The following is an 11,804-nucleotide window of genomic DNA, read 5'->3' on the forward strand; positions in this document are numbered from 1 at the left end:
AGAATTAAGGTCGATGGTGTCCGCCTGTTTCAGACCTGTGGGCATCCTTTTCAAACCATCCAAAGCGTGCCCTCAGATATGCCCTCAAATGTAGCAATTCTCTGGCGGTGGATGGATCTCCATGGTCTATGAAAAGGCAGAAATGATCAGATGAACTGCCTGACAGGAGGTGCCTATAGACTCTCAGGATCGCCAAAAAACATCTGAATCCGCGACCTCAACCACCGCTCCCCCGGATCATTATCCTGCGACCCGCGCCAGGCCATGTGCAGTTCGAAAGAGCGCACCGGCAGCGGCGGGTCTTCGGCGCGCAGGCCGCCGGCCGAGGTCAGGGCCTCGGCGGCGTAATCCGGTACGGTGGCGAGGATATCGGTGCCTGCCAGTAACGTCCCCAGGCCGTTGAATTGCGGAACGGCCAGCACTACGTGGCGTTTGCGCCCGAGTTTTTCCAGTTCTTCATCGATAAACCCGCTCAGGTCGCCGGCGAACGACACCAGGGCGTGGGGTCTTGCGCAGAAGTCGTCCAGGCTCAATGAGCCGGGCACGCTGTCGGCGCGCAGCAGTTTCGGCAGGCTGCGGCGCAGGACCTTGCGCTTGGCGTTGGCCGGCAGGTCGGCGGTGTAGCTGACGCCGATGGAGATTTCGCCTGAAGCGAGCAAGCCGGGCATGAGGATGTAGTTGACGCGACGCACCACCAGCACGATGCCGGGTGCTTCGGCGCGCAGGCGTTTGAGCAGTTGTGGCAGCAGGGCGAATTCCACGTCGTCGGACAGGCCAATGCGGAAGACCGCAGTGCTGGTGGCCGGGTCGAACTCGGCGGCGCGGCTGACGGCGGTGGAGATCGAGTCCAGCGCCGGGGAGAGCAGGGCGAAGATTTCCACGGCGCGGGCGGTCGGCTCCATGCTGCGCCCGGTGCGTACGAACAGCGGGTCGTCAAACAGCCCGCGCAGGCGTGACAAGGCGGCGCTGATGGCCGGCTGGCCGAGAAAAAGTTTCTCGGCGGCGCGGGTCACACTGCGCTCATGCATCAAGGTTTCGAATACGATCAAGAGGTTAAGGTCGACACGACGCAGGTCGTTACGGTTCATCTTGTGTCCTGGAAGAGTCAGCGAACTTGACGAGAGCGGCCATATCAAGAACCTCCAAGGTTCCACTCTGAAGCATGACCGGCATGAATCTTACGGGGAAAGGCTGGTACTCTGCACCGGATAATTGAGTTTTCCTACGTTAGCTGAGGTCTATTCCTCACATGCGGAATCAATGACAAGCATGTCGACTATTAATGGCGACCTGTGGTCTTACCCGTAAAGCCCAGATAGAGTTCATGGCATTAGAGGTTACTTTGACGAGGTTTGCGATGTCCCGCACGATTCGTTTTCACAAGTTTGGTCCGGCCGAGGTGCTCAAATGCGAAGAGCATGCAGCCGCGCAGCCCGCACCGGGCGAAGTGCAGGTGCGTGTCGACGCGATTGGTATCAGCTGGTACGACATTCTGTGGCGCCAGAACCTGGCGTCGTCCCATGCACGTCTGCCGTCTGGCCTGGGTCATGAAATGGCCGGTGTGGTGGTCGCCCTAGGCGAAGGCGTGGACGATTTGGCGGTGGGCGACAAGGTCGCCAGTTTCCCCGCCGAAAGCCCTAACGATTACCCGGTGTATGGCGAGCAGATTGTCCTGCCGCGTTCGGCCCTGACCCGTTACCCGGATGTCCTGAGCCCCATTGAAGCCAGCGTGCATTACACGCCGCTGTTGATTGCGTATTTCGCCTACATGGACCTGGCACGGGTCAAACCCGGGCAATTTGCCCTGGTGACCGACGCCAGCCACTGCGCCGGGCCTTCGTTTGTGCAGCTGGGCAAAGCCCTGGGTGTACGCGTGATTGCCGCGACCAAAGACAGCGACGAGCGCGAGTACCTGCTGTCCCTTGGGGCGGAAAAAGTGATCGTCACCGAAGAGCAGGACCTGCTCATGCAAATCAACAAGATCACCGGCGATCGTGGTGTCGATGTGGTGTTCGACGGCCTCGGCGGGCCGCAGATGTCGTTGCTTGGTGATGTGCTGGCGCCACGGGGCAGCCTGGTGTTGTACGGCCTGCAGGGCGGCAACCAGACGCCGTTCCCCGCCTGTGCGGCGTTCCAGAAGAATATTCAGTTCTTCGTGCATTGCATCGGCAACTTCACCGGCAAGCCGGAGCTGGGCATCATTCAGGACCACGTGGCGTTGCAGCGGGCCTTGCGGGATATCAACCAACTGACCGCCGACCGGGTACTGGTACCGCTGAAAACCACCGTGTTTCCGTTCAGCCAGTTCGTTGAAGCTCATCGCTACATGGACGAATGCCCGTGCCGCGAACGGGTTGCGTTGCAGGTTGAAGCTGTTTGAGCTGTAGGAGTATTCGCAAATGAATGCTCCAGCGTCTGCGCGGATACGGCAGATGCGCCATTTGTCAGGGCTTAACCCGCGCCAGGGTTGAGCCGCTCCGAGGGCGTTGCGCCCCGTAAACAATACCTTTTGCCCTCACGCCGCCCTGAAATCCAGCGCGGCGCTGTCGTGCGGGCGTTACTGAAGTTCGCGCTGCAGATCATCTGAGCTGCTTTCCTGCGTTGTTCTGTATCTATTAATCATTGTTTGAGCGCCGATAATTGTGGCTTCACCATCATCTCAAGGATTGAGCAATGATTAGCTATTGCACACTACTGTCTCGCGTCAGCGAACTAATCAAGCGATACCCTGGCTGCAGAAATGCGCTCAGAACATCCGACCTTGTTGTCAGGAGCAGGATTAAATGGGTGATTTAATATTTGTCGGAAGTTTCGCTAGTTTGTTAGTTAGGGCGCTGTAGGAAGCTGTCGGAATATTCCTAGGGTGTGCGACGTGACCACACGGGGCCCTGTATTTTCGCGTCTGCGCGTAGGTTCGGTCGTGCGCGGCTCAGGTGCCTGCACCGGCGATCTTGTTTCCAGGTGCTAGTGTTTAATCATCTTTGTGCCCTCCAGCGGAAGACAAGCCGACAGATGTAATGGGTCAAGCAGCGGTATCAAAAGTTGCTTTGAAACTGATATTTCAACTCAGGTAGTAGAACGATGAGCGCAATTCACGAACAAGCCATGAACTATGTTTATCAGCAAGTTCTGCAACGTTTGATGGGGCACTTCACGCGCGCCGAAAGGACTGCACTCCAATTGTTGATCCAGCGCATAGTGGTGGCGGCAGGCGGCATGGAACAAGTGGCCAACTACAAAGTGTTGATCGCCCACGGCGGTGGCGAGGTAAGCAGTTATACCCTGGCGCTGCTGCGAGCGGCGCAGTTGAGCATCGCTGGCCGTGCGCCCAAGACTTTTCACCTGCGGGTCGCAACGTTGCGGCATGCCGGGATGACCCAGGCGACGCTCGACAGTCTGAACGAGGGCTACGGCGCGCTGTTTTTCCACGATGATCCTCGCGTGGAGCTGTTGATGGTGGAAAACCAGGAGGTGCAGCCTTTCCATCATCAGCGGCCGGCATCCATCGCTGGCCGTGAGGTCAGCCAGCGCAATAGGCTGATGATCGGGCACCTGACGTCCGGGGATGTCCGCGCAACGCTGTGCAACGATACTTACCTGGCCATGGGGGATTTCTACCAGCGCATCAGCACGTGGAACGGCGGCGTGCACGCCCTGGTCAGCGGCGACGCGCCACGCAAACAGAGCCAATACCTGGCCTGGCTCAAGCGCGCGGCACTGGGCGCGGGCGTCACTGTGCCGCCGCGCAGGCCCGCCTCGCTCAATATCCTGTTTGCGCGCATGCAGGAGTGGAGCACCGGTTGCTACCGCGACCTCTATGGCGAGCAGTTCGTGGAGGCCGAGGGCACTGGCCGTGGCGGGCACCGCCATTTGGCCTATATCGGGGTGGCCGATCTGCTCGACGAGGTCGATATTGCCTCGGCGCCGCTGCTGACCGAGTTCCTGGCCCACAAGCCGGACCCGTTCGACTTTCACTTCAGCCATCCTGACTATCCCAACCCGCTGCTCATGGCGCATCTGCATGGGCTGCAGGCCCGCTGCCTGCGGGAGTTGTCGTACGAGGAGGGCGTCGAAGCGTTCGTGCACCAGGCGAGGGGGGCGATGGGCCGTCGACAAATCCCGCAGAGTCTGATCGACGAGATGAGCAGTCACGAGGGACGCGTGTTGTCGACGACCTACGCCAGCGGATTCTTTGGCCTGGACGAGGGCCAACTGACTTGCCTGTTGTTCTCCCCCTTCATTCATCACGGCGAGCGCCTGGAGGGTTACCTGCGTCAGTGCCACCCCGGCATGCTGGTGGGGCTTCCTGAATTGCATAAGGCGTTGCAGGGCAAGCCCGCTGCCGACATGTTGCAGCAATGGCTGATTGACACCAGTGGCCTGCCATTGCCTCTCCTGCAGCACTTGTACCGCAAGCGGCCTCTGCACGCGGGCCGTGGCGTCCAGGCACGCAAGCGGCGCGGAGCGCGGGTGCAGGCGCAGATTGCGCAGTTGTCGGGACGTTAAGCGTGCCGGTACGTGCAAGCCCGAGTGGACGCTCATGAAGCTGCGAGGAGAGCGGCAAGCCGATTTTGCCTATCAGGCGGTGTACCGCTACATGATCAACCTGATCAATGAAGTCAGCCTTGAGACACCGGTAAAGCTGCCTTCCCTGCGGCAACTGTCGACCCGGTTGAAGGTGTCGATCTCGACGATTCAGTACGCTTACTCGATATTGGAGAAAGAAGGGCGGATCTACTCCGTGGCCAAGTCAGGCTACTTTGCCTGGCCGGTGGCCGCCAACGCGCAAATGACTACCGGTACCGACTTGCTTGAGCGCCTGTATGCGGCAACGCGGCGCCCGGCCATGGTGGTGCTCAGCGGCGATGAACCGGCGCTGCTGGGCTCACTCGATGGCGCATTGCTGACGCTGGAGCGCCAGTTGATCCGCCGTTATCCCCACCACCTGCAAACTCGCTTGCAACCCTCTGGCGTCTGGGAGCTGCGCGCGGCGCTGGCGGCGCGGTATACCTCCTCGCCCACGCGTTGCTGGCAGGCGGATGAGGTGTATATCGGCGCCGACTTGCGCGGTGTCCTGGAGATCCTGATCGACGCCCTGGGTCTCAAGGGCACGGTAGTGGTCGTCGAGTCACCTTGTGATTATCGGGTCTTGCGCCTGTTGCAGGGCGCTGGCGTGCGGGTTATCGAACTGCCGTGGCAGGCCGATGGCCACTTCGATTTGACGACCTTTGAACACCTGCTGCGCCACGAGCCGGTGCATCTGGTGCTGCTGTCGTCGGTGGTGAGCATGCCGTCAGGCAGCGTGTTGTCGCTACAGGAGCGGTTGCAGGTAGCGCACCTGCTGGAACGCTACGGTTGCTGGCTGCTGGAGAATGACACCTTTGGCGAACTGAGCTTCGCACCGTCCCCAACGGCGTTGCGAGACCTGGTCAACCCCGAGCGACTGATGGTGTTTTCGTCACTGGAAAAGACCCTCGGTCCGGAAGCACCGTTTGGTTTTGTACTGTCGCGGCAACTGAGCAGTCAATTGCAGCGCCAGTTTTTGTTGCGCGCATTCCGTTTGTCGTCGATCCGCCAGCGGGCCATTGCGCGCCTGTACGAAAGCGGGCGGTTTGACCAGCACTTGCAGACGCTGCGCCAACGGCTTGGCGAACAAGCGCAGGCCATGAGTCATCGTCTGGATGTGCGGCTGGAGGGCCGGGTGAGCTACCGAATGCCTGGCGCCGGTGCCAGCTTCTGGCTGCAGTCGACGGCGGCGGTGGACATGCATCAGGTGTTCCAGCGTTTGGTGACGCAACAGGTGGTGATCGCCCCGGGTGAGCTGTTCAGCCTCAGCGGCCTGCATCACCAGCATATGCGCCTGAGTCATGCATTCAGCGGTCATCCGAACCTGGATATCGTGCTGGATACGTTGGCTGCGGCGCTGCAGCAGGCACAGGTCTGATGGGTATGAAATTTCTGTTTGAGTTGTGGGATCGATACCGTCGCGCGGTAGTCCAAGTCCCCGTAAACTGTCATTTTTCCGAATACTCATTTTCCGAGGTTTATGCATGACTATCAGTCCTTTTGCGGGCAAGCCGGCACCAGCCCAGTTGCTGGTGGATATCCCGCGACTGGTCACGGCCTATTACACCGGCCAGCCTGATGCAGCGATCTCCACCCAGCGCGTGGCGTTTGGTACCTCCGGGCACCGTGGCAGCTCGTTCGAGCTGAGCTTCAACGAATGGCATGTGCTGGCGATCAGCCAGGCTATCTGCCTGTACCGCGAGGCCCAGGGCATCGACGGCCCGCTGTTTGTCGGCCTGGACACCCACGCCCTGTCGACGCCGGCCGGCGCCAGTGCGTTGGAAGTGCTCGCCGCCAATGGCGTGCACGTCATGCTCGCCGAAGGCGACGAATACACGCCGACGCCAGCGATTTCCCACGCCATCATCTGCTACAACCGTGGCCGCACCCGGGGCCTGGCCGACGGTATCGTGATCACGCCGTCCCACAACCCGCCGCAAAGTGGCGGCTACAAGTACAACCCGCCTAACGGTGGCCCGGCCGACACCCATGTCACCAAGTGGATCGAAGCCAAGGCCAATGAACTGCTGGCCAACCAGCTCGCCGGGGTCAAGCGCATCACCCACGCCCAGGCGCTCAAGGCCGATACCACCCACCGCCATGATTACCTCAACAGCTACGTGGCCGACCTGGTCAACGTGATCGACATGGATGCCATCCGCAGCGCCGACTTGCGCCTGGGCGTCGATCCGCTGGGTGGAGCAGGGGTGCGTTACTGGTCGGCGATTGCCGAACACTACCGTCTGAACCTGGACGTGGTGAACACCGAAGTCGACGCGACCTTCCGCTTCATGAGTGTGGACTGGGACGGCCAGATCCGCATGGACCCGTCTTCCAGCTATGCCATGCAAGGGCTGATCGGCCTCAAGGAACGCTTCGATGTGGCGTTCGCCTGCGACCCTGACCACGACCGTCACGGCATCGTGACCCCGTCGGGCGGGTTATTGGCGCCGAACAACTACCTGGCGGTGTCCATCGACTACCTGTTCCAGAATCGCCCCGACTGGCGCGCCGACGCGGCCGTGGGTAAAACCGTGGTCAGCAGCGGCCTGATCGATCGTGTTGCGGCGCGTATGGGCCGTCGTTTGTACGAAGTGCCGGTGGGCTTCAAGTGGTTTGCCGATGGCTTGTTTGAAGGTTCGCTGGGGTTCGGTGGCGAAGAAAGCGCCGGGGCTTCGTTCCTGCGCAAGGACGGTAGTGTCTGGAGTACCGACAAGGACGGCCTGATCCCGGCGCTGCTCGCTGCGGAAATGACCTCGCGCAAGGGCCTGGACCCGAGCCAGCTCTATCGCGGCCTGACTGACGCACTCGGTGAGCCGTTCGCTATCCGCGTTGATGCCAAGGCCACGCCGGCGCAGAAGGCCCTGCTGGGCAAATTGTCGCCGCAGCAGGTTACGTCCACGCAATTGGCGGGGGAGAGCATCCAGCAGGTTCTCAGCCATGCGCCAGGCAACGACCAGGCTATCGGCGGCTTGAAGGTCATGACCGAAAACGGCTGGTTCGCCGCGCGTCCATCGGGTACCGAGGATATCTACAAGATCTACGCCGAGAGCTTTATCGGCGAGGATCACCTCAAGCAGTTGGTGCAAGAGGCTCAGGTGCTGGTAGACGGGGCGATCTCCGAGTAACTGAACACCCCTGAGGTCCAAATGTGGGAGGGGGCTTGCCCCCGATGGCGGCCTCTGGGCCGACCAGGATGTTGGATCGGACCGAGTACATATCCGTTTCTGCGGTAACGGCTGCTAATGGTTCCGCTTTTACAGCGGCTCACTTTTGAAAAGCGCAAAAGTAAGCAAAACGCTCTTGCCCCACCACTCGGCACCTCGCCTGGGCTCGGTGTGCCCGAACGCAGGCTTGAATCCGTGGGCCGCCGCAATGGGCCATCCCTGGCCCAGTGCGGCTAACCCGGCGTCCTGCCGGGTTGCCCACGGATTCAAGCCTGCGTTCGGCCAGCGTGGTTTAACGGGGCGCCTGAGATCAAGATCAAAAGCGACTCGCTTCGCATCGTGGTTACGGGTGGGTGCGGCTGCTTTATGTAGGAGCGAGCTTGCTCGCGAAAAACGTCAACGATAACGCGGGCTTCCTGAGTAAACGCGGTGCCTGTGAGTTTTTCGCGAGCAAGCTCGCTCCTACATGCGGCGGTGTGCGTTTGACTGACTGGCATTAGTTAGATGCCTTGGATCAGGCCAGGTCGACCAGCACAACTTCACTGTCTTCAACCGCCGTCACTCGCAACACTTGCTCATCGGCAACCGCCACGCCGTCTCGAGCTTGCGCGCGCAAGCCATTGACTTCTATCACGCCTGTTGCCGGCACCAGGTAGGCTCGGCGCCCGCTGTCCAGCCGATACTCGGCCGTTTCTCCGGCCTTCAGATTCGCCGCCACCAGGCGTGCGTCGGCGCGAATGCGCAGGCTTTCGGTGTCTCCGGCCTTGCCGCTGGCCAGGGTCACGAATCCTTCGCGTACACCTCGCGGAAACGGCTTGGCGCCCCAGGAGGGTGGCAACCCGGCTTCGTTCGGGATGATCCAGATCTGGAAGATCCTGGTCGGCGTGGCTTCCAGGTTGTACTCGCTGTGGGCAATCCCGGTGCCGGCGCTCATCACCTGCACGTCGCCCGCTTCGGTGCGGCCCTTGTTGCCCAGGTTATCCGCGTGACTGATGGCGCCTTCGCGTACGTAGGTGATGATCTCCATGTCGCGGTGCGCGTGCTGCGGGAAGCCGGTGCCTGGCGCGATGATGTCGTCATTCCACACCCGCAGGTTGCCCCAGTGCATGCGCTCGGGGTCGTGGTATTCGGCAAACGAGAAATGGTGATGGGCGTCGAGCCAGCCATGGTGGGCGCCGCCGAGGGTGTTGAAGGGTCGAAGTTCAAGCATGATCGTCTCCTGTTGATGACCCTATGATCCAACAGCGCATGATCGATAAAAAGCGTAAAAACTGCCTCAATCCTATCTATTGATTCGATGGGAAATTAGGGCAATAACTTTCACTTCATCGCCTAACTGCATGACAGCAAAGCATTTGGCTGGAACTTGGGGTCAATTCCGGCGACCATGGTGCACTGTCGAAACCCAGCTCATCCCAGGAGTCCGCGTGCCGCATCCACAGCCTGATCTGCCCCCCGAATTGCGCCCGCTGGCGGAAATGCCGCTGTTGAAACGGCTTGCCGCGCGTCTGTTCGGACACGGCCTCACGCGGTTGCGCGCTCAACACCGTTTCTCCTGGTTGCATGGTCAAGCCGACGGTTTTCGCAGTGGGCACGAAGCCGGTGTGGAGTACGGCTACCGCGAGGGCAAGGCGGACGGTTTGCAAGAGGGCCGGCAAGTCCTGCTGATTCGCGATTTTCGTAGCGATGAACCCCGTGCTCCGGGCATTGATGACAACCTGTTCGATGACTGGCGATTGCCCCTGACCGCCGACATTAAAAAGCGCATCAAGGCCGACGTGGCGCGTTTGCTGCCGGCCCACGCCCAGCCGAGCGCCGCGCAGTGGAAGATGATCTTCAGCGACACGCCCTCGACTTCAGTGATTGCAGGCGCCGGCGCCGGCAAGTCGACCTCCCTGGTGCTGCGCATCCTGCTGCTCACCCATTACCTGGGCTTCGAGCTGAGTTCGATGACCGTGGTGACGTTCACCCGCGAGTCGCGCAAGGACTTCATCCACAAGCTCATGCAGATTCTCAGCCTGTGGGGCCAACCCCTTGGCCAAAAAGAGGCCCAGGCGGTGGTGCGCACCTTTCACTCACGCATCCTGCCGATGGTGCGCAGCCTGTCGGGCTTTGAGCGACTGCAGGCGTTCGAGAACCTCGGCGCCGGCTTCGAGGACGCCGACAGCAACCCGTTCGACTTGCGCATCAACGACGCCCAGCGCCAACAGATGAATGCCTGCTACCACCGCTTGCACGGCAGCCACGCGCGTTTTCGTGAGTTGATCGCGCCGTTGGCGCGCCATGGGCTGCAACTCAAGGAGTTGGAGCGTGATCACCCGGATGTACAAAAGCGCATGGCGGTGACGGAGCTGGCGGCCAGGCGTGATGAAGAACTCTGCGACGTCATCGAGGATCTGTGGTTTCGCGCCGGCGCCTGGCCGATCAAGGGTATCGAGCCGAGCCGGCAGGCGTTCGACATCAATGGGGCGACATTTCATTGCCATGGCTATATCCCCGAGCTGGACGCGTGGGTGGTGCTGGGCTTTGATTCGCGGGAAAGCCCCCAGATCAGCCGGCCCAACTCAAAGCTGTCAGTGCGCGCGGAGTGGGCGGTAAAGCGCACCCTGTTTCAAGCTTTCTGTCGCAAGCCTTTGATATGGCTGGATAACTATGAGTCTTCAACTAGGTTGTTAAGCAGTCTGGCGGGCGACGCCACGGCCGGGCCGGGGTTCGATTACAAGGTCAAGGGTGAGCTTGCTTCGGCGCCGCTGTTGGACTGCTTTGTGATGGCCGCCGGTTTTATCGAGAACCTCGGGTTGGATGTGCCCGGCGCCGTGGGCCGCATGAGCTTTGCCAAGGACGACCCGGACCGCTTGTTCTTCGAGGCCCTGGGCATTTTCTGGAAGGCCCTGGAAGATCACTTGCTCGATCAATCGCCGCCGATCATGACCTATAACCGCATGTTTTCGTTGTTTGGCGAAAATACCCCGGAAAACCTCAAGCTGCTCAGCGACCCACTGCTGCGGTCGATGTCGCACCTGATGATCGACGAGTTCCAGGACGTATCGCCGCAGATTGTTTCGTGGATCCGTGCCAGCCTGCGCGAAATCCGCAGCCGTGGCCCGGCCATGCATGTCGGACGCGGGGCGCAGCGTTCATCGCTGCTGTGCGTGGGGGATGACTGGCAGTCGATCTACGGCTGGCGCGGCAGTTCGCCCAAGTACTTCATGGAATTCAACCAAGAGTTTGCATCGCCCACTACCACGCGGGTGATGCTGGCTGAGAACTATCGCAGCCATCAGCACATCATCGATGCTGCCGAGCACATCGTGCGCAGCGCGCCGGCCATTCCCGGTAAAAAGGCCAGGGCCAGTGGCGAGCCCAAGCCGCTGGTGCCCGTGGCAGTGCGCGAGCGCGACGACGCGGCACTGGCGCAGCAGCTGCTCGAGCATTATCAGCAGGGCGATACGATCTTGATGTTGTATCGAAAAGGCAGCGATAAGTTATTGATACAAGAGCATATTCAGTCCGTAGTTAATCTGGATTCTAGCTTGCCGCCTCAGGCGCGCAGGCTCAAACAGCTGACCTATCACAGTGCCAAGGGGCTGCAGGCGGACGCGGTGTTTCTATTGGGTGACTGCCAGCACCTCACCAGCTCGCCCTACAAGAACCAGGTCTATCGCATGGCGGGCCTGGGCAAGGATGGCGACAGCGAGGCGTATGACAACGCACAAAAAGACGAGGTGCTGCGCCTGGCCTACGTCGGCATCACGCGAGCGGTGAGCCACTGTTATTGGTACGTGGAAAAGCCTGAAGGCCAGGCGGTGAATGTGCCAAGGGCATCGGAGCGGGTGGACGGCAAGAAGGCGTTTTTCGACGATCAACGCGGTTAATCGGCCTCAATGCGATCTAAATGTGGGAGGGGGCTTGCCCCCGATGGCGGCCTCTGGGCTGGCCAGTATCTTGGATCAGACCGAGTACATATCCATTATTCAGGTAACGGCCACTTAGGGTTCCGCCCTGACGGCGGGTCACTTTGGAAAAGCCCCAAAGTAACCAAAGGGCTCTTGCCCCACCACTCGGCACCTC

General features: G+C 60.6%; 7 protein-coding genes. 5 read left to right on the forward strand and 2 right to left on the reverse strand.

Annotation, left to right across the window (positions count from 1 at the left end; translation table 11 throughout):
• Positions 1 to 173: 173 nt before the first annotated feature.
• Entirely contained in the window at positions 174 to 1,088 is a 915-nt protein-coding gene (locus BFP89_RS24880; RefSeq protein ID WP_065888105.1) for a LysR family transcriptional regulator, read from the reverse strand.
• A 269-nt stretch (positions 1,089 to 1,357) separates the two neighbouring features.
• Between BFP89_RS24880 and BFP89_RS24885 the strand changes: the two genes are divergently transcribed.
• The 4 genes from BFP89_RS24885 (at position 1,358) to pgm (ending at position 7,694) form a co-directional block, all read left to right on the forward strand.
• Positions 1,358 to 2,380 (forward strand): zinc-dependent alcohol dehydrogenase family protein, encoded by a 1,023-nt coding sequence (locus BFP89_RS24885; RefSeq protein ID WP_065888106.1) that lies wholly within the window; start codon positions 1,358 to 1,360, stop codon positions 2,378 to 2,380.
• Positions 2,381 to 3,081: 701 nt separating this feature from the next.
• Positions 3,082 to 4,506: a hypothetical protein gene (locus BFP89_RS24890; RefSeq protein WP_083208146.1), complete on the forward strand. Its 1,425-nt coding sequence runs from the start codon at positions 3,082 to 3,084 to the stop codon at positions 4,504 to 4,506.
• Between the two features lie 34 nt (positions 4,507 to 4,540).
• Positions 4,541 to 5,944 (forward strand): aminotransferase-like domain-containing protein, encoded by a 1,404-nt coding sequence (locus BFP89_RS24895; protein WP_065888107.1) that lies wholly within the window; start codon positions 4,541 to 4,543, stop codon positions 5,942 to 5,944.
• Between the two features lie 106 nt (positions 5,945 to 6,050).
• Complete coding sequence (gene pgm / locus BFP89_RS24900) at positions 6,051 to 7,694, forward strand: phosphoglucomutase (alpha-D-glucose-1,6-bisphosphate-dependent) (protein WP_065888108.1); 1,644 nt, start codon at positions 6,051 to 6,053, stop codon at positions 7,692 to 7,694.
• 553 nt (positions 7,695 to 8,247) lie between these two features.
• On the opposite strand, the gene BFP89_RS24905 is transcribed toward pgm, so the two are convergent.
• Entirely contained in the window at positions 8,248 to 8,943 is a 696-nt protein-coding gene (locus BFP89_RS24905; protein WP_065888109.1) for a pirin family protein, read from the reverse strand.
• A 217-nt stretch (positions 8,944 to 9,160) separates the two neighbouring features.
• Here BFP89_RS24905 and BFP89_RS24910 point away from each other — a divergent pair, with 217 nt between their 5' ends.
• The gene (locus BFP89_RS24910; RefSeq protein WP_065888110.1) at positions 9,161 to 11,608 is read left to right on the forward strand and encodes a UvrD-helicase domain-containing protein; all 2,448 of its coding nucleotides are present in this window, start codon (positions 9,161 to 9,163) and stop codon (positions 11,606 to 11,608) included.
• Positions 11,609 to 11,804 lie beyond the last annotated feature (196 nt).

This window comes from Pseudomonas sp. 31 R 17 (assembly GCF_900004915.1).
Classification (GTDB): domain Bacteria; phylum Pseudomonadota; class Gammaproteobacteria; order Pseudomonadales; family Pseudomonadaceae; genus Aquipseudomonas; species Aquipseudomonas orientalis_A.

Bases quoted from the DNA above. Each gene is read 5' to 3' on its own strand.
- BFP89_RS24880 (WP_065888105.1), bottom strand. From the start codon at position 1,088: ATGAACCGTAACGACCTGCGTCGTGTCGACCTTAACCTCTTGATCGTA.
- BFP89_RS24885 (WP_065888106.1), top strand. From the start codon at position 1,358: ATGTCCCGCACGATTCGTTTTCACAAGTTTGGTCCGGCCGAGGTGCTC.
- BFP89_RS24890 (WP_083208146.1), top strand. From the start codon at position 3,082: ATGAGCGCAATTCACGAACAAGCCATGAACTATGTTTATCAGCAAGTT.
- BFP89_RS24895 (WP_065888107.1), top strand. From the start codon at position 4,541: ATGAAGCTGCGAGGAGAGCGGCAAGCCGATTTTGCCTATCAGGCGGTG.
- pgm (WP_065888108.1), top strand. From the start codon at position 6,051: ATGACTATCAGTCCTTTTGCGGGCAAGCCGGCACCAGCCCAGTTGCTG.
- BFP89_RS24905 (WP_065888109.1), bottom strand. From the start codon at position 8,943: ATGCTTGAACTTCGACCCTTCAACACCCTCGGCGGCGCCCACCATGGC.